The organism is Amycolatopsis sp. NPDC023774, from assembly GCF_040639695.1.
GTDB lineage: Bacteria > Actinomycetota > Actinomycetes > Mycobacteriales > Pseudonocardiaceae > Amycolatopsis.
Genome location: NZ_JBFAAJ010000011.1, coordinates 167,766 through 184,070, shown reverse-complemented (window position 1 = coordinate 184,070; position 16,305 = coordinate 167,766). Strand labels below are relative to the sequence as shown.

Annotated in this window: 20 protein-coding genes; 12 read left to right on the top strand and 8 right to left on the bottom strand. The window is 70.6% G+C overall.

The features are described from left to right. Positions 1-18: 18 nt before the first annotated feature. Together AB0F91_RS23745 and AB0F91_RS23740 are read right to left on the bottom strand one after the other, a co-directional pair. A complete protein-coding gene (locus AB0F91_RS23745; protein WP_360600528.1) occupies positions 19-600 on the bottom strand; it encodes a hypothetical protein in 582 nt (193 codons plus the stop codon). Continuing rightward, the gene (locus AB0F91_RS23740; RefSeq protein WP_360600526.1) at positions 597-1,004 is read right to left on the bottom strand and encodes an SgcJ/EcaC family oxidoreductase; all 408 of its coding nucleotides are present in this window, start codon (positions 1,002-1,004) and stop codon (positions 597-599) included. Before AB0F91_RS23740 ends, AB0F91_RS23745 begins: the two co-directional genes overlap by 4 nt. A gap of 97 nt (positions 1,005-1,101) precedes the next feature. Here AB0F91_RS23740 and AB0F91_RS23735 point away from each other — a divergent pair, with 97 nt between their 5' ends. Then, positions 1,102-1,809, top strand: coding sequence for a TetR/AcrR family transcriptional regulator (locus AB0F91_RS23735; RefSeq protein ID WP_360600524.1), 708 nt, complete (start codon positions 1,102-1,104; stop codon positions 1,807-1,809). Here AB0F91_RS23735 and AB0F91_RS23730 read toward each other — a convergent pair. Together AB0F91_RS23730 and hemW are read right to left on the bottom strand one after the other, a co-directional pair. Next, a complete protein-coding gene (locus AB0F91_RS23730) occupies positions 1,799-2,719 on the bottom strand; it encodes an NADP-dependent oxidoreductase (RefSeq protein ID WP_360600522.1) in 921 nt (306 codons plus the stop codon). The two genes, AB0F91_RS23735 and AB0F91_RS23730, sit on opposite strands and share 11 nt — an antisense overlap. A gap of 72 nt (positions 2,720-2,791) precedes the next feature. After that, a complete protein-coding gene (hemW, locus tag AB0F91_RS23725) occupies positions 2,792-3,982 on the bottom strand; it encodes a radical SAM family heme chaperone HemW (protein ID WP_360600662.1) in 1,191 nt (396 codons plus the stop codon). 287 nt (positions 3,983-4,269) lie between these two features. On the opposite strand from hemW, the gene AB0F91_RS23720 reads away from it, so the two are divergent. From AB0F91_RS23720 to AB0F91_RS23685, 8 genes are all read left to right on the top strand, one after another. After that, positions 4,270-4,356, top strand: coding sequence for a putative leader peptide (locus tag AB0F91_RS23720; protein ID WP_360600660.1), 87 nt, complete (start codon positions 4,270-4,272; stop codon positions 4,354-4,356). Positions 4,357-4,497: 141 nt separating this feature from the next. Next, a complete protein-coding gene (locus tag AB0F91_RS23715) occupies positions 4,498-6,189 on the top strand; it encodes a nitrite/sulfite reductase (RefSeq protein ID WP_360600520.1) in 1,692 nt (563 codons plus the stop codon). Further along, positions 6,186-6,344, top strand: a complete 159-nt coding sequence (locus AB0F91_RS23710; protein ID WP_360600518.1) for an Insertion element protein — start codon at positions 6,186-6,188, stop codon at positions 6,342-6,344. Before AB0F91_RS23715 ends, AB0F91_RS23710 begins: the two co-directional genes overlap by 4 nt. Further along, positions 6,341-7,036, top strand: a complete 696-nt coding sequence (locus AB0F91_RS23705; RefSeq protein WP_360600516.1) for a phosphoadenylyl-sulfate reductase — start codon at positions 6,341-6,343, stop codon at positions 7,034-7,036. Before AB0F91_RS23710 ends, AB0F91_RS23705 begins: the two co-directional genes overlap by 4 nt. 11 nt (positions 7,037-7,047) lie before the next feature. Then, positions 7,048-7,968 carry a sulfate adenylyltransferase subunit CysD gene (cysD, locus tag AB0F91_RS23700; RefSeq protein ID WP_360600513.1) on the top strand — a complete coding sequence of 307 codons (921 nt, stop codon included), beginning with the start codon at positions 7,048-7,050 and terminating at the stop codon, positions 7,966-7,968. Next, positions 7,968-9,230: a GTP-binding protein gene (locus AB0F91_RS23695; RefSeq protein ID WP_360600511.1), complete on the top strand. Its 1,263-nt coding sequence runs from the start codon at positions 7,968-7,970 to the stop codon at positions 9,228-9,230. Before cysD ends, AB0F91_RS23695 begins: the two co-directional genes overlap by 1 nt. Next, the gene (locus AB0F91_RS23690) at positions 9,227-9,955 is read left to right on the top strand and encodes a sirohydrochlorin chelatase (RefSeq protein WP_360600509.1); all 729 of its coding nucleotides are present in this window, start codon (positions 9,227-9,229) and stop codon (positions 9,953-9,955) included. The genes AB0F91_RS23695 and AB0F91_RS23690 overlap by 4 nt, the downstream gene beginning before the upstream one ends. Before the next feature lie 325 nt (positions 9,956-10,280). Continuing rightward, positions 10,281-11,063 carry an enoyl-CoA hydratase family protein gene (locus tag AB0F91_RS23685; protein ID WP_360600507.1) on the top strand — a complete coding sequence of 261 codons (783 nt, stop codon included), beginning with the start codon at positions 10,281-10,283 and terminating at the stop codon, positions 11,061-11,063. 44 nt (positions 11,064-11,107) lie between these two features. Here the strand turns inward: AB0F91_RS23685 and AB0F91_RS23680 are convergent, their stop codons facing one another. From AB0F91_RS23680 to AB0F91_RS23670, 3 genes are read right to left on the bottom strand one after another with little or no spacing between them, the layout of a single operon-like run. Then, positions 11,108-11,473 carry a barstar family protein gene (locus AB0F91_RS23680; RefSeq protein ID WP_360600505.1) on the bottom strand — a complete coding sequence of 122 codons (366 nt, stop codon included), beginning with the start codon at positions 11,471-11,473 and terminating at the stop codon, positions 11,108-11,110. After that, positions 11,470-11,934, bottom strand: a complete 465-nt coding sequence (locus AB0F91_RS23675; RefSeq protein WP_360600503.1) for a ribonuclease domain-containing protein — start codon at positions 11,932-11,934, stop codon at positions 11,470-11,472. Before AB0F91_RS23675 ends, AB0F91_RS23680 begins: the two co-directional genes overlap by 4 nt. Positions 11,935-11,945: 11 nt before the next feature. Further along, positions 11,946-12,143, bottom strand: a complete 198-nt coding sequence (locus tag AB0F91_RS23670; protein WP_360600501.1) for a hypothetical protein — start codon at positions 12,141-12,143, stop codon at positions 11,946-11,948. A gap of 60 nt (positions 12,144-12,203) precedes the next feature. Here AB0F91_RS23670 and AB0F91_RS23665 point away from each other — a divergent pair, with 60 nt between their 5' ends. Both AB0F91_RS23665 and AB0F91_RS23660 read left to right on the top strand, forming a co-directional pair. Then, entirely contained in the window at positions 12,204-13,169 is a 966-nt protein-coding gene (locus AB0F91_RS23665; RefSeq protein WP_360600499.1) for a zinc-binding dehydrogenase, read from the top strand. Between the two features lie 160 nt (positions 13,170-13,329). Beyond that, positions 13,330-14,358, top strand: coding sequence for an alpha/beta hydrolase (locus tag AB0F91_RS23660; RefSeq protein ID WP_360600497.1), 1,029 nt, complete (start codon positions 13,330-13,332; stop codon positions 14,356-14,358). A 9-nt stretch (positions 14,359-14,367) separates the two neighbouring features. Here the strand turns inward: AB0F91_RS23660 and AB0F91_RS23655 are convergent, their stop codons facing one another. After that, a complete protein-coding gene (locus tag AB0F91_RS23655; protein ID WP_360600495.1) occupies positions 14,368-14,511 on the bottom strand; it encodes a hypothetical protein in 144 nt (47 codons plus the stop codon). A gap of 155 nt (positions 14,512-14,666) precedes the next feature. Here AB0F91_RS23655 and AB0F91_RS23650 point away from each other — a divergent pair, with 155 nt between their 5' ends. Next, positions 14,667-16,112 (top strand): amino acid permease, encoded by a 1,446-nt coding sequence (locus AB0F91_RS23650; protein WP_360600493.1) that lies wholly within the window; start codon positions 14,667-14,669, stop codon positions 16,110-16,112. Positions 16,113-16,305: the final 193 nt, after the last annotated feature.

The following is a 16,305-nucleotide window of genomic DNA, read 5'->3' as shown; positions in this document are numbered from 1 at the left end:
GCATTGGTCAGACAACGGCTATGCCGTCGGCCACGACCACGCCGTCTTGCCACGTCTGGTCCAGCAGGTCGCAGTTGCCGTACGGACTCCCAGCCGGCGTTCACGCGCGGGTTTCGGCGGGGCGAGCACATCGAGCCGGCCTTGGCGGTGGCGACGACGGGCGGGGCTTCGATCCTGAGCCACGACGTGCCCTGCCTGGCCGGGGTGTCGGATCGCCCGGGCTCGCGGCGGGCGACCGGGCGGACATCGTTCCTGGTGGACGGCGAGACGCCGACGAGCGCGGTGATGGATCGCGGCCGGGACCGGACGGTCTTGCACGCCCTTCGGGTCGCGGTCCAGCGTGCCCGGATCGAGGCCGCCGATCGCCGTCGCGCCAAACCGCAGAGCCGTGTCGAGGACGTCCAGCGTGCCCGGTTCGCGGAGGATCCCCGCCTGGGCGAACGCGATCACGTGCACCTCGGCTCGGTCCGCGAACTTCTCCTTCGCGGCCAGCGCGGCGTCGAGCGTCTCCAGCCCGCAGTCGACGTCGACCTGGGCATAGCTGCGGACCCGCGTCGTGCCGTGCGCGATCATCCGCTCCACTCCGGCAGAACGGATCACGCCGCGGCGCGCGGATCGCGCACGCGGGTGTTCTGGAACGCCGTGATCAACCAGCCCGCTTCCGAGCGGACCAGCACGAACGTCACCGTGCTCGCCCGCCCCTGAGCAGCGGCGTCGCCCCCGTCGAGCGCCGAACCGCCGCCGGAGACGACGATCGCGACGTCCTCGCGTGGGAAGCGCACCGACGCGTCGCCTGGCCCCCCGATCGTCGAACCCCGAAGCGGCCCCTCGAACAACGCGCGGTGCGAGCTCTCGATCAGCTCGCGGCCGGACAGCTGCATGCCGAAGAACGTCACGTAGTCGGCATCCTCGGTGAACAAGCTCGCGAACGCGGCGGCGTCACCGCTGTTCCAGGCGTCGGCGAGGCGGCCGAGCACGGCGAGGACTTCTTCCTGCTGGGTCATGACGCGCTCCTTGTCGAACGGCGTTCGTTATAACGAACACCGTTCTATCGACGAACGGCGTTCGAGTCAAGCCCGGTATTCGTCTAGGCTGCTGTCCATGACCGTCCCGCCCCCGCCGTGGCGCCGTAGCCCGAGCCCCCGCCGGCGCGCCGAAAAGCCGTTGCTGTCACGGGATCTGGTGGTGAAGACGGCGCTGGAGATGCTCGCCGCCGAGGGCTTCGAGGCCGTGTCGATGCGCCGGATCGCGCAGCGACTGGAGACCGGGCCCGCGTCGCTCTACGCACACGTGGCTAACAAGGAGGAGCTCGACGAGCTCATGCTCGACGCCGTGCTCGGCGACGTGCCGGTGCCGGAGCCGGATCCCGAAAACTGGGCCGAGCAGGTGAAGGAGCAGGTGCGGCAGCAGGTCCGCGCGATGGTGGCCTATCCCGGCATCGCGAAGGTCGCGTGGAACACGCCGGTGCCCGTCACGCCCCACTCACTGCGCCAAGGCGAGGCGATGCTCGCGATCCTGCGCGCCGGGGGGCTGGATCTGAAGCAGGCGGTGTTCGCGGGCGACGCGTTGAGCTTGTACGCCAAGGCCTACGCCTACGAGGCGAGCAGCTGGACGTTCGGCGACTACGACGAGGCGGAAGTCGCCGAACGCGGCCGTCAGATGGCCGGCTACATGCGGTCCCTGCCGGCCGGCGCGTTCCCGAACCTGTTGCAGTCCGGGCAGTTCTTCACCGGCGAGACGAGCAAGGACCGCTTCGAGTTCGCCCTCGCGATGTTCGTGGGCGGACTGCAGAGCCTCGTCAGGGCTTGAGCACGATCTTGCCGCGCGTGTGGCGCCGTTCCAGCTCGCGGTAGGCGTCCCGCACCTGCGCCAGCGGGTACGTGGCCGCGACAGGCACCTCGAGCAGGCCCTTGTCCACCAGCGCGGCGAGGTCGCGCATGACCTCGGCGCTCGCGGCGGCCATGTTGCCGTCGGTCTTCACGTTGTACTTCCGCGCTGCGGCGAAGTCGATCACGGTGTCGATCCGTCCTGTGTAGACGCCCAGGCGCAGCGCCAGCTCGACGTAACCGTCGCCGTAGGTGTCGATGAACGCGTCGACCTTGCCGCCGGTGACCTCGCGGATACGGTCTTCGAGACCCTCGCCGTAGGCCACCGGGCGCACGTCCTGCTCCTCCAGCCACGCGTGGTTGGCCTCGCTCGCGATCCCGACCACGGTCGCGCCGGTGAGCTTCGCCAGCTGCACGACCAGGGAGCCGACACCTCCCGCCGCCCCGGACACCACGAGGGTGTCGTCCTCGCGCAGGCCGATCGCGCGCACCGCGGCGTACGCGGTGGTGCCGGCGACGAACAGCCCGCCCGCCACCTCCCACGACACGCCGCTGGGTTTCGGAGTCAGGTTCTCGGCGTCGACCAGCACGAACTCGGCCTGGCTGGACCGGGTGTGCACGAAGCCGATCACCTCGTCGCCGAGCTCGATCTCGTCGACGTCCGCACCCAGCTCGGCGACCACGCCGGCCAGGTCGCTGCCCTGCCCGGACGGGAACGTCGAGGGGAACTGCTGCGCGAACACGCCTTCGCGGATGGCGGCTTCACCGGGGTTGATCCCGGCAGCTCTGACCTCCACGAGCACTTGGCCGGGGCCGGGCACCGGCCGGGCGACGTCTTCCACCCTCAGGACGTCGATCCCGCCGTGTTCGCTGTACCTGACCGCCTGCGGCATCCGCGACTCCCTCGCTCGTCGATACTTCGACCAACGAACCATCCGCCGGGTTTATGCCCGCTGAGCGAAAATTCAGCCGGCCAGGCGGCGGACCACACCGTCGGCGAGCAGCCGCCCGCGGTCCGTCAGCACGGCGCGGCCGCGACTGTCCAGAACGGACGGTTCCAGGAGTCCTTCCGCCGCCGCGGCGCGGGCTTCGGCGATGCCGGCGGCATCGAGCGCGTCGAGTGCGAGTCCTTCCGCGACACGGAGTTCGAGCATGATGCGCTCGAGGTGCCGGTCCTGCTCCGTGAGCAGCTCACGACCGGCCTCGGGGCTGTTTCCCTCGGCCAGCAGCGACGTGTACTTGGCCGGGTGCTTGACGTTCCACCAGCGCACGCCGCCCACGTGGCTGTGCGCACCGGGACCCGCGCCCCACCAGTCGCCGCCCTGCCAGTAGCCGAGGTTGTGCCGGCAGCGGGCCGCGTCGCCGGTGGCCCAGTTGGACACCTCGTACCACCGCAGGCCGGCGGCCGAGAGCACGGAGTCGATCATCTCGTAGTCGGTGGCGAGCACGTCATCGTCGGGCGCGGGCAGCTCCCCGCGGCGCACGCGGCGGGCGAGCGCGGTGCCCTCCTCCACGATCAGCGCGTACGCCGAGACGTGGTCGACGCCCGCGGACAGCACGGCGTCGAGCGAGGCCCGCAGGTCCTCCGGGCGCTCGCCGGGCGTGCCGTAGATAACGTCGAGGTTCACGTGCTCGAACCCGGCGGCCCGCGCCTCGCGCGCGGCGTCCACGGGCCGACCGGGCGTGTGCACGCGGTCGAGCACCCGCAGCACGTGCCGCGCGGCCGACTGCATCCCCAGCGACACCCGCGTGTACCCGGCCGCCCGGATCCGCTCGAAGAACTCGCGCGAGGTCGACTCGGGGTTGGACTCGGTCGTCACCTCGGCGCCCGGCGCCAGCCCGAACGCGCCGCGCACGACGTCCAGCACTTCCGCCAGGCCGTCCGCGCCCAGCAACGACGGCGTGCCCCCGCCCACGAACACCGTGTCGGCCGCAGGCGGCTCCCCCAGCACCCGCGCGGCCAGCTCCAGCTCCTGGCGCAATCCGTCGAGCCACGACCTCGGCGACGCCGCCGACCCCAGCTCTCCGGCGGTGTAGGTGTTGAAGTCGCAGTACCCGCAGCGCGTCGCGCAGAACGGCACGTGCACGTAGACGCCGAACGGCCGCCGCCCCAGCCCCTCCAGGGCGCTTTCAGGCAATCCGGTCTCGGCTGGCATCTCGGCTACGTCAGGCACGACGTCCATTGTCCCTCGCGCCGCCCGGGTGCTCGCCCGGCCCCGCGCCACCCGGGCGGAAGCTCGGCCGCCGAACGAACCCCACCGCCGCCCGACCCGGCCCGAACCTCACCCGGACGGCCGCCCGCCGCAGCCCTGCCGCGGCACAAAACCGCAGGCAGCGGCATCCGCCACCCACATCGGCGGCGCACACGCAAGCCCCCCGTGAACGCCCTCCCACGATCCGGACGCGTTTGAACCACGTTCTGAACGCGTGGTTGTCTGACGCGGTGAGTCCTGCCGGTGTCCTTCTCGTGGCGCGCCGCCACGTCGACCTTCTGCGGGTCGCGAGCGCGCTCTGCCGCCCTCGCCGCTGACTCCCGACGCCCGACCCAGCCCACCACGCTCAGCCCACCGAAGCTGGACCGCAGGCGCCGGACCCGCCGCAATCCCCTGTTGCCCGCCACTAAGCGGCACGACCTCAGCGGCGTCCGGAGCCACTAACCGGAGGACTCCTCATGGCCTCACCCACGCGCGAAACCCCCGCGAAGAGCCGCCCGCGGCAGAAGCGCGGCGAGGGACAGTGGGCGCTCGGCTACCGAGAGCCGCTGAACCCCAACGAGCGGTCGAAGAAGGATGACAACCCGCTCAACGCCCGCGGGCGCATCGAGAACATCTACGCCCGCGGCGGCTTCGACTCGATCGACCCGGGCGACCTGCGCGGCCGCTTCCGCTGGTTCGGCCTCTACACCCAGCGCAAGGAAGGCATCGACGGCGGCCGCACCGCCACGCTCGAGCCCGAAGAGCTGGACGCCCGCTACTTCATGATGCGCGTGCGTCTCGACGGCGGCATGCTCACCACGCAGCAGCTCGCGGTGCTGGCGGAGATCTCGCAGACGCACGCGCGCGGCACCGCGGACATCACCGACCGCCAGAACATCCAGTACCACTGGATCCGGATCGAGGACGTCCCCACGATCTGGCAAAAGCTCGAGAACGCGGGCATGACCACCATGGAGGCGTGCGGCGACAGCCCGCGCGTGATCCTGGGCTCGCCCGTCGCGGGGATCGCGGCCGACGAGATCATCGACGGCACGCCCGCCATCGAGGAGATCAAGCGCCGCTACATCGGCGACCCGCAGTACGCGAACCTGCCACGCAAGTTCAAGACCGCGATCTCGGGCCAGCAGGACGTGGCGCACGAGATCCACGACGTCGCGTTCGTCGGCGTGAACCACCCCGAGCACGGTCCCGGCTTCGACGTCTGGGTGGGCGGCGGCCTGTCGACCAACCCGATGATCGGCCAGCGCCTCGGCGCCTGGGTGCCGCGCGACGAGGTGCCGGACGTGTGGGAGGGCGTGATCAGCGTCTTCCGCGACTACGGCTATCGCCGTCTGCGCTCGCGCGCCCGCATCAAGTTCCTGGTCAAGGATTGGGGTGCTGCGAAGTTCCGCGAGGTGCTGGAGGAGAAGTACCTCAAGCGCCCGCTGCTCGACGGCCCCGCGCCCGACGTGCCGCCCGCCCCGATCGACCACATCGGCGTGCACCGGCAGGTCGACGGCAAGTTCTACGTGGGCGCCGCGCCCGTCGCCGGCCGCGTGAACGGCGAGACGCTGCTCGCCGTGGCCAAGGCCGCCGAACGCGCGGGGTCCGAGCGGGTGCGCTTGACGCCGCAGCAGAAGCTCGTGGTCCTCGACGTGCCCGAGACCGAGGTGCCGGGCCTGGAGACGGAGCTTGCCGAGCTGGGCCTGCACACCAAGCCTTCGCCGTGGCGGCGCAGCGTGATGGCGTGCACCGGCCTGGAGTTCTGCAAGCTCGCGATCGTCGAGACGAAGGCCCGCGCGCAGGCGCTGGTCACCGATCTCGAGAAGCGGCTCGCCGACGTCCAGGGCGATCTGGAGAACCCGGTCAGCGTGCACCTCAACGGCTGCCCCAACTCGTGCGCCCGCATCCAGACCGCGGACATCGGGCTCAAGGGCCAGATCGTCACCGACGCCGGCGGCCGCCAGGTCGAGGGTTTCCAGGTGCACCTCGGCGGCGGGCTCGGCCTCGACGCCGGCTTCGGCCGCAAGCTGCGTGGGCACAAGGTCGTCGCCGACGAGCTGGTCGAGTACGTCGAGCGCGTGGTCCGCGCCTACCTCGACGGCCGTGAGCCCGGCGAGCGGTTCGCGCAGTGGGTCGGGCGTGCGGACGAAAGCCTGCTGCAGTGACCTCGACGGAACGAGCGGTGCCCTACTATTGCCCGTTCTGCGGTGACGAGGACCTGCGCCCCGCCGAGGACGGCGGCTGGCTCTGCGGCGCCTGCCGGCGCGGGTTCTCGGTGGAGTTCCACGGACTGTCCCTACCGGAGGAGGCGCTCGGATGACGGCCACAGCTGACCACCGGACCCTGGCCGAACGCGCGGAGAAAGAGTTGGCCCAGGCCACCGCGGAGGAAGCCCTGCGCTGGACGGTCGAGCAGTTCGGCGACGACTTCATCGTCGCGTCGAACATGCAGGACGCCGTGCTCATCGACCTGGCCACCCAGGTCAAATCCGATGTGGACGTTTTGTTCCTCGAGACCGGGTACCACTTCCCGGAAACGATCGGCACGCGCGACGCCGTGCAGACCGTGTACCCCGACGTGACCATCGTCAACGCGCAGGCCGAGCAGAGCGTGGCCGAGCAGGACGCCGAGTACGGCAAGGACCTGTTCGCCCGAGACCCCAACCAGTGCTGCTTCCTGCGCAAGGTCGTGCCGCTGCGCGACACGCTGTCGAAGTACTCGGCGTGGGTCACCGGCGTGCGCCGCGTGGACGCGCCGACCCGCGCGAACACCCCGATCGTCACCTGGGACGAGCGCAACGGCCTGGTGAAGGTCAACCCACTCGCCGCGTGGACCGACGACGAGTTCAACGGCTACATCCGCGACCACGGCGTGCTCGAAAACCCGTTGGTATCGGTGGGTTATCCGTCCATCGGCTGCGCGCCGTGCACGGCGAAGGTCGAGGCCGGGCAGGACCCGCGCAGCGGCCGCTGGGCCGGCCAGTCGAAGACCGAGTGCGGACTGCACGGCTGAGGAAGGGACCGATGACCACTCTGGAACCCGCGGCTGACGCGGCCACAGACAACCTGGCCGCACTGGAGTCCGAGGCCATCCACATCTTCCGGGAGGTGGCGGGTGAGTTCGACCGGCCGGTGATCTTGTTCTCCGGTGGCAAGGACTCGACGTTGCTCTTGCATTTGGCGATCAAGGCGTTCTGGCCGGCGCCGGTGCCGTTTCCGTTGCTGCACGTGGACACCGGGCACAACTTCGCCGAGGTGCTCGCTTTCCGAGATCATGTCGTGGAGAAGCACGGGCTGCGGCTGGTCGTGGCGCGGGTGCAGGACTGGATCGACGACGGCCGCTTGGAGGAGCGCGCGGACGGGATGCGCAACCCGTTGCAGACCACACCGTTGCTGGACACTATCGCGGAGCACAAGTTCGACGCCGTGTTCGGCGGCGGCCGTCGGGATGAGGAACGGGCGCGGGCGAAGGAACGCATCTTCAGCCTGCGTAACTCCTTCGGGCAGTGGGAGCCGCGCCGGCAGCGGCCGGAGCTGTGGAACCTCTACAACGGCCGCCACCGCCCCGGCGAGCAGGTCCGTGTTTTCCCGCTGTCGAACTGGACCGAGGCCGACGTGTGGAACTACATCGCGCGCGAAAAGGTCGAGCTGCCCTCGATCTACTACGCCCACCAGCGCGAGGTCTACCAGCGCGACGGGATGTGGCTGGCCGAAGGTCCGTGGGGCGGCCCCCGTCCCGGCGAGCAGGTGCGGGAACTGTCGGTGCGCTACCGGACCGTCGGTGATGGCTCGTGCACCGGCGCGATCGAGTCCACCGCGGTGACCGTGCAGGACGTGATCGCGGAGGTGTCCGCGTCGCGGCTGACCGAGCGCGGGGCGACGCGGGCGGACGACCGGATGTCGGAAGCGGCCATGGAAGACCGCAAGCGGGAGGGCTACTTCTGATGAGTTCGCTGCTGAGGCTCGCCACGGCGGGCAGCGTCGACGACGGCAAGTCCACTCTCGTCGGGCGGCTGTTGTACGACACGAAATCGGTGCTGGCCGACCAGCTCGACGCGGTCACCCGCGCGTCGGTGGACAAGGGACTGTCCACTCCGGACCTGTCCCTGCTGGTCGACGGGTTGCGCTCGGAGCGGGAGCAGGGCATCACCATCGACGTCGCCTACCGCTACTTCGCCACCCCGCGGCGTTCGTTCGTGCTGGCCGACACCCCGGGGCATGTGCAGTACACGCGCAACACGGTGACCGGTGCCTCGACCGCTCAGCTGGCGGTGCTGCTGGTCGACGCGCGCAAGGGCGTCGTGGAGCAGACCCGCCGCCACGCCGCCGTGCTCGCCCTGCTCGGCGTGCCGCGCCTGGTCTTGGCGGTGAACAAGATCGACCTCGTCGACTACGACGAAGAGACGTTCTCCGTCATCGCCAAGGAATTCGCCGCCCACGCCGAATCCCTCGGCTACAGCCACGGCTCCGTCGTCACCATCCCGGTCTCCGCCCTGGAGGGCGACAACGTCGCCACCACCTCCGAGCGCACCCCCTGGTACGACGGCCCGACGCTGCTGGAGCACCTCGAAACCGTGCCCGTCGCGCCCGACCCGCACGAGGCGGCGTTCCGCTTCCCGGTGCAGTACGTGATCCGGCCGCGCACGCCCGAGTACCTCGACTACCGCGGCTACGCCGGGCAGATCGCCGCCGGCACCATCCGCCCGGGCGACCAGATCGTGGTGCTCCCCGCCGGGCTGCGCAGCACGGTCGAGCGCATCGACACCGCCGACGGGCCGCTGGAAGAGGCGGGCGCCGGCACGTCCGTGACCCTGCTGCTGGCCGACGACCTCGACATCAGCCGCGGCGACCTCATCGCCGTGGCCGACCGTCAACCCCGCGTGACCGACGAGCTGACCGCCACCCTGTGCTGGCTCTCGTCGAAGCAGCTCAAGCCGGGCGCGCGCCTGCTCGTGAAGCACGGCACGCGCACGGTGCAGGCGGTCGTCACCGAGCTCACGGCGCGCTTCGACGAGCAGACGCTGTCCAGCGTGGACGATCCGGAATCGTTGGATCTCAACGACATCGGCCGCGTCGAGCTGCGCCTGGCCGAACCGCTGGGCGTGGACGACTACACCGACAGCCCGCGCACGGGCGCGTTCCTCGTGATCGACCCGAAGGACGGCGACACCCTCGCCGCCGGGCTGGTCGGCGAACGGTTCCCGTGACGGCTCCCCTCGTCCCCGTCGCGCACGGCAGCCGCGACCCCCGCTCGGCCATGACCGTGCGGGGGCTCGTGGAGCGCGTGCGCGTGCAGGCGCCGAGGATCGAGGTCTACGAGTCCTTCCTGGACCTCTCGGAACCGCGGGTCACCGACGTCCTGCGCCGCCTGTACACGCAGGGGCACCGCGCTGCCGTCGTGGTGCCGCTGCTGCTCGGCAGCGCGTTCCACGCGCGCGTGGACCTGCCCGCGCTCGTCGCCGAGGTGGGGGCGGAGTGCCCCGGGTTCGACGTGCGCGTGTCCGACGTCCTGGGCGTCGACCCGGTGCTGGAACGCGTGGCGCTCGACCGGCTCTCCGGGGCCGGCCTCGGTCCCGGCGACGGGGTCGTGGTGAGTGCCGTCGGTTCGTCGAACGCCGGGGCCAACGCGGCCGTCGCCGACCTGGCCGCACGCTGGGAAGGTGAGCTGGGACTGCCGGTCACCGAGGCGTTCGCGAGCGCGGCGCAGCCCGACGTACGCGCCGCCGTGGCACGGCTGCGGGCGCGGGGCGTGCGGCGGTTCGCCGTCGCGTCGTGGTTCCTCGCGCCCGGCCTGCTGCCGGATCGCATCGCGGTGCACGCCCGCGAGGCCGATCGCGGAGTGTTCCTCGCCGAACCGCTGGGCACCGACCCGCGCGTGGCCGCCGCCGTGCTGCACCGCTACGCCGACGTCGTGACCCGGATACCGCTGTAGCAGCACGCTCCTGCGCAGGCAGGCATATCCAATGCGCGTTTTGGGCGCGCCTGTTGCCAGGTCTTCACCGCCCGCACATGGGAACTGTGATTCTCGGTCGGTTTCGCCGCCCGCCTCGGCGGCCACCACCGTCTCGTTCGACTGCCAGGCCGACGCCCCGATCGTCGGCCCGCATCAGGTCAGCCTCGTCCAGGGCGAGTCTTCACGACCGCCACCATCCGCTGACCCGCCGGAGGTTGAATACTGCCGGGGGCCGCCCACGTCCGGGCGGCCCCCGACGCACGTCACAGCGGTCTCCGCCGCCCGCGTGTGCGATTGTGGTGCCATGGTTGACGAACTGGTGCACTACAACGTGGTGGGCGGCACCGCCACGATCACCCTCGACTCCCCGCACAACCGCAACGCCCTGTCCGCGCAGCTGCGCCGAGAGCTGAGCGAGTCGCTGGACAGGGCCCGCGAGGACGACGCCGTGCGCGTGGTGCTCCTGACGCACACCGGCCCGGTCTTCTGCGCCGGCATGGACCTCAAGGAGGCCCGCGGCGCCGATGCCGGCAACCAGGGCGTGAACGAGTTCCCGAAGATCCTCGACCAGCTCTGGACCAGCCCGAAGCCCGTCGTCGCGCGCCTGGCCGGCCCCGCCCGCGCCGGTGGCATCGGCATGGTCGCCGCGTGCGACATCGCGGTCGCCGCTCCTGAGGCCACGTTCGCGTTCTCCGAGGTCCGCATCGGCGTGGTCCCGGCCGTGATCTCGCTGACGGTGCTGCCGCGGCTGAACCCCCGGGCCGCGCACGAGTTGTTCCTCACCGGCGACGTGTTCGACGCGCAGCGGGCCGTGGAGATCGGTTTGCTCAACGCTGCCGTGCCCGCCACTGAGCTCGACCAGACCGTGGAGCGGTACCTGAAATCGCTGACGCTCGGCGGCCCGAAGGCGCTGGCAGCGACCAAAACGCTGCTGAGCAAGCCGCGTCCGGCGACGCCCTCGGAAGGCTTCGCCGCGATGAACGAGCTGTCGGCCGGGTTCTTCGCCAGTGAGGAGGGCCAGGAAGGCATCCTCGCCTTCGCCCAGAAGCGCAAGCCGAACTGGGTCCCCGCAGACAACACGGACTGAGCACACACGTCTCGATCCCCGTACCGCCGGCGGGGATCGAGACGTTACGAGTCGGCCAGAACGACCGTCAGCTGCCAGGAATCGGCTTTGCCGTCCGCCGGGCCGAGCGTGCGCTGAGCGTCGGAAAGCACGCTGCGGATCGCCAGGTAGTTCTTCGGTTCGGCCTTGCGCAGGGCTTCCGACCCGCGCCAGATCAGCACGTGTTCGCCGGCGGGCAGCCACGACAGGTCCGTGAGCATGTCGTACAACGCGTCGAGGTTGCGGCCGAAGTAGTCCGGAAAGGACATCGCCTTCGCGATCGCGTCGAGCGTGGAGGCCTTGTCCACCGTGCCGCCGTCGACCAGGTGCGGGTAAGCGCCCCGCGCGAAAGCCTCGTCCGCGGCGGCCTTCGCCTCGTCGGCCGGCGTCACCGGCTCGGGTCCACGACGACGAACGACGCGTAGTGGTCGTCGGTGTAGAACAGCTCCTTGGCCTGCCCGGTGACCAGGCGGCGCGGGCCGCGGTCGGGGCTCTTCGGCGTGGCCACCGTGAACTCGTGGTAGTAACCCGATTGCTTCCGCGGCAGCACTTTCTCGCGATTCTCGAACACGACGTTGTCGTTGCGCGGATAGGGGTACGGGCCGCCCGCCTCGATCAGCTTCCACGTGTCGCGCGCCTGCGAGGGCAAGGCGGACAAGGGTTTCACCGGCAACCCGGAGTCGCTGCCCGGCAGCTTCGCGGCGACGCCCGAAGCACCGGCCGGGGCGGAGGTGCTCGGCGCGACGGGGGCCGACGAGGACGAGTCCCCGACGTTCTCCTTCACGAGCCAGCCCCCGAGCACCAGCACGAGGAGACCGACGAGTGCGGCGGTGATCCGCCTACGGTTGACCATGGTGAGTGAGCCTAAGAGGGCGGGTTGTCGTCGTCGCGGGCCGGGCCGAACCAGCGTGCGAAGCGGCCCACGAGCTTGTCGATGATCCACGCGGCGAGCAGGCACAGCGGCACGACCACGACCATGACCAGCACGAACTGCACGGGGAACCAAGCCTGGGCGAGCCACAGCTCGACCCCGTCCCACCAGTCGGCCAGCCCGTTGAACACAGGTGTGAGCGTACGCGCGCCAGGCTGCGTCGGCGCGCCCAGGGGCGGTAGGTTGCTGCCATGTTCGCCGTATACGCGAAGGAACCCAACGCCGAGGCTCCGCTCGATTCTCTGGTCGCCGGCGAGCGGCCCGAGCCCGAGGTACCCGAAGGCTGGGTCCGGGTGCACGTCAAGGCCGCCAGCCTCAATATGCACGACCTGTGGACGCTGCGCGGCGTCGGCATCAAGCCCGACCAGTTCCCGATGATCCTGGGCTGCGACGGCGCCGGCACGCTCGACGACGGCACCGAGGTCGTGATCCACTCCGTGGTCAACGCCCCGGGCTGGCAGGGCGACGACACGCTCGACCCGAAACGCACCCTGCTGACCGAGAAGCACCAGGGCACGTTCGCCGAACAGGTCGTGGTGCCCGCGCGCAACGCGGTGCCCAAGCCGGCCGGCCTCACCTTCTCCGAAGCCGCAACGATGGGCACGGCGTGGCTCACCGCGTACCGGATGCTGTTCGTGAAGTCCGGCCTGCGCCCCGGCCAGACGATGCTGGTTCAGGGCGCCTCCGGCGGCGTGTCCACGGCGCTCGTCGCGCTCGGGCGCGCGGCGGGCTTCCGCGTGTGGGTGACGGGCCGCAGCGAGGAGAAGCGCGCGGTGGCGGAGAGCGTCGGCGCGCACCAGACGTTCGAGTCCGGCGCACGGCTGCCCGAACGCGTCGACGCGGTGTTCGAGACCGTGGGCAAGGCCACTTGGGCGCACACCCTGAAGTCGCTCAAGCCGGGCGGCATCGTGGTGGTGTCGGGATCCACGAGCGGCCCGGACCCGTCGGCCGACCTGCAGCGCGTGTTCTTCCTGCAGCTGCGCGTCGCCGGCTCGACCATGGGCACGCGCGACGAGCTGGCCGACATGCTGAGCTACCTCGATCTCAAGGGCATCAAGCCCCGGATCGGCACAGAACTGCCCCTCAAGGACGCCGCGGAAGGCTTCCGCGCAATGCTCGACGGCGAGACCGCGGGCAAGATCGTCTTCGCCCGCTGAGTCGACAGAACCCCTCCGGCCTGGGCTTTTCCGTCACGGATCAGCCCGGGCCGGTGCTTGTACGCTGCATTCCGTGAACCGTCAACTCCCCGAGTTCGCAATCGGCTTGTTACCCCCGAAGTTCGACCAGAACTCGACCTTGAACGGTTAACCTGTAGACATGACCGCATCGAAGCGGCCCGCACCCGCTGTCCGGGGCGGTCGGCCCAGCAGCGAACCGGATCCCGTCCGGGTCTCCTTCCGGCGCTTCGCCGGAGTGCGGACGCGGGTGCTCGAAGTCGGTCCACCGGTGGTGGAAGCCGAGGCACCCAAGCGGTCTCGCAAGCGCGGCACCGAGAAGCCCCGCGCACCCCGGCTCGTGCTGCTCCATGGCTACTGCGACAGCGCCGACACCTGGCGTCCCGTGCTGGCCGAGCTCGCCACCGCGGGCATCTCGGCCGTGGCCGTGGACCTGCCCGGTTTCGGCGACGCCCAGCCCCTGCGCCCGGGCCCGATGCTCCCCCAGCTCGACGCGTTCGCCGCCGCCGTGGTGCGCGAGCAGGCCGTGCTCGGCCTCGTGGTGCTGGCCGGCAATTCCCTCGGCGGCACGCTCGGCCTGCGCGCGGCCCAGAACCCGCGGCTGCCGCTCGGCGGGGTCGTGTCGATCGCCGCGCCCGGCTTCGTCGACTCGTGGCTCGTCCGCACGGTCGCGCGCAACCCGTTGCCGCTGCGCCTGTACTCGGCGCTCCCCCTGCCCGTGCCCGGGTTCCTCGTCCGCGCCGTCGCCGAGCAGGTCGTCCCCCGCCTGCTGTATGCCGACGCGGGCACGGCCGACGCCGGCCAGGTGCGCCGCTTCACCACCCTCTTCCCCGACTACCGCGCCACCACCTCCCGCCTGGAGCAGGCGCGCCAGCTCGTCACCGAGCTCGCCGACGCCTACCAGCTCGACCGCGTGCACGTCCCGCTCCTGGTCGTGGCCTGCGGCAAGGACAAGCTCGTGTCCTCGGCCGCCGGGCGCCGCCTGCACACCCTCGTGTCGCACAGCCGCCTCCTCGTCCGCGAGGACTGGGGCCACTGCCCCCAGCTCGACGATCCGCCCGAGATCGCCGAGCTCCTCACCTTCTTCGCCGTCGGCGCCGTCCGCTCCGGCGACGTGAAACGTCCGGCCCGCGCCGCCTCCCAGGCCGCGGAGGACACTGCCGCGGGCTGAGATCCCGGTTCAGTCGCCTCGGAGCCGGGCGAGGGCGAGTACGGCGTCGCCGATGCCCCAGCCGCCCTCGGCGATCTCCTCGACCAGGACTCTCGTGTGCACGCGGGCGTGCTCGCCGAAGATCCCGGCGGAGAGGCCGGTGGTGCGGTGCACGATGAGTTCCTTCCTGATTCTTCCGTGACAGCGAAGACCGCCGACCGGCTCGGCTCGTCCGCAGGAACATCGGTGACACAGTGGACACGGCCTAGTACGGTGCGCTGCCAGAGCCCGTGACCCGGGCTCGGTTCACGACGTATGAGGAGACATCGATGTCCGCTCCGCGCAGCCTGGGATCAGGGTCCGGCATCTTCCGGCGCAAACCGATCGAGACGATCGAGAGCGGCGGTGACGGGCTGCAACGCACGCTGGGGCTGCGCCAGCTGACGGCGATCGGCGTCGGCGGCATCATCGGCGCCGGTATCTTCTCGCTGGCGGGTGCGGTGGCCAACCAGACGGCCGGCCCCGCCGTGCTGATCTCGTTTCTCATCGCGGGCGTCGCGAGCGCGGCGGCGGCGTTCTCGTACGCGGAGTTCGCCGGGCTGATCCCGCGGGCCGGCTCGGCCTACACCTACGGCTACGCGGTGCTCGGCGAGATCGTCGGGTGGTTCATCGGGTGGGACCTGCTGCTGGAGTACACCGCGATCGTCGCGGTGGTGGCCATCGGCATCTCCGGCTACTTCAACGACCTGCTGGGCTTCCTGCACGTCTCGTTGCCGCAGTGGATGTCGGGCGCGCCGGGCACGGAGCCCGAAGGCGTGGCGGCAGGTTCGTACGTGGTGAACCTGTTCGCCGTGGTGCTGTGCCTGCTCATCGCGTTCATCCTCAACCAGGGCATGAAGAACGCGGCGCGATTCGAGACGCTGCTGGTGTACCTGAAGGTCGCGCTCGTGGTGCTGGTGATCGTGGTCGGCGCCTTCCACATCAAGACGGGCAACTACAGCAACTTCTTCCCGTTCGGTGTGAGCGGCGCGTTCACGGGCGCGGCCACGGTCTTCTTCGCCGTGTTCGGCTACGACGCCATGTCCACCGCGGCCGAGGAGTCCAAGGACTCCCAGAAGCACATGCCGAAGGCGATCCTGTACTCGCTCGCGATCTCGATGGTGCTGTACGTGCTGGCCTGCCTCGTGCTGACCGGCATGGTGAACTACAAGGACATCGACCCGGAGGCGGCGTTCTCCAGCGCGTTCGCGTCGGTGGGCCTGGGCTGGCTGGGCGCGGTGATCGCGGTCGGCGCCATCATCGGCATCCTCACCGTACTGTTCACCTTCCTGCTCGGCGCCACGCGCGTCGGCTACTCGATGAGCCGCGACGGCCTGCTGCCGAAGTGGTTCGGCAAGACGCACCCGGTGCGCAAGGTGCCCACGCGCACCACGTGGATCCTGGGCGTGGCGTCGGCGATCATCGCCGGGTTCCTGCCGATCGGTGAGGCGGCCGAGCTCACCAACATCGGGATCCTGCTGGCGTTCGTGGTGGTGTGTATTGCCGTGATCGTGTTGCGGTACAAGCGGCCGGACCTGCCGCGGACGTTCCGGACGCCGGGGATGCCGGTGGTACCGATCATCGGGGTGGTGTTCTCGATCTGGCTCATCACGTTCCTGAAGCCGGAGACGTGGTTGCGGTTCGCGATCTGGTTCGTGCTCGGGATGGTTGTGTATTTCGGGTACAGTCGGCGGCATTCGGTGCTGGCGCGGGGTGGAACGTCCACTTCGGACTGAGCTGCGGCGATGGCTCGAAGCGTGGAGCGCGCGATGGCCCAAGGCGGCGGGGCAGGGCTGGGTGCGCGCCTGGGTTGTCCCGTCACCTTGGCCGGTGGCGAAAGCACCCCAATGTGGCGTTCGGTGCGTTGAACGCACCGAACGCCCCCTTTGGGGTGCGGGTGTGGGTGGGGTGAGCGCCGGCGGTCGAGGG

Bases quoted from the DNA above. Each gene is read 5' to 3' on its own strand.
- AB0F91_RS23650 (WP_360600493.1), top strand. From the start codon at position 14,667: ATGTCCGCTCCGCGCAGCCTGGGATCAGGGTCCGGCATCTTCCGGCGC.
- AB0F91_RS23685 (WP_360600507.1), top strand. From the start codon at position 10,281: ATGGTTGACGAACTGGTGCACTACAACGTGGTGGGCGGCACCGCCACG.
- AB0F91_RS23705 (WP_360600516.1), top strand. From the start codon at position 6,341: ATGACGGCCACAGCTGACCACCGGACCCTGGCCGAACGCGCGGAGAAA.
- AB0F91_RS23735 (WP_360600524.1), top strand. From the start codon at position 1,102: ATGACCGTCCCGCCCCCGCCGTGGCGCCGTAGCCCGAGCCCCCGCCGG.
- AB0F91_RS23740 (WP_360600526.1), bottom strand. From the start codon at position 1,004: ATGACCCAGCAGGAAGAAGTCCTCGCCGTGCTCGGCCGCCTCGCCGAC.
- AB0F91_RS23695 (WP_360600511.1), top strand. From the start codon at position 7,968: ATGAGTTCGCTGCTGAGGCTCGCCACGGCGGGCAGCGTCGACGACGGC.
- AB0F91_RS23660 (WP_360600497.1), top strand. From the start codon at position 13,330: ATGACCGCATCGAAGCGGCCCGCACCCGCTGTCCGGGGCGGTCGGCCC.
- AB0F91_RS23665 (WP_360600499.1), top strand. From the start codon at position 12,204: ATGTTCGCCGTATACGCGAAGGAACCCAACGCCGAGGCTCCGCTCGAT.
- AB0F91_RS23715 (WP_360600520.1), top strand. From the start codon at position 4,498: ATGGCCTCACCCACGCGCGAAACCCCCGCGAAGAGCCGCCCGCGGCAG.
- hemW (WP_360600662.1), bottom strand. From the start codon at position 3,982: ATGCCAGCCGAGACCGGATTGCCTGAAAGCGCCCTGGAGGGGCTGGGG.
- cysD (WP_360600513.1), top strand. From the start codon at position 7,048: ATGACCACTCTGGAACCCGCGGCTGACGCGGCCACAGACAACCTGGCC.
- AB0F91_RS23675 (WP_360600503.1), bottom strand. From the start codon at position 11,934: ATGGTCAACCGTAGGCGGATCACCGCCGCACTCGTCGGTCTCCTCGTG.
- AB0F91_RS23730 (WP_360600522.1), bottom strand. From the start codon at position 2,719: ATGCCGCAGGCGGTCAGGTACAGCGAACACGGCGGGATCGACGTCCTG.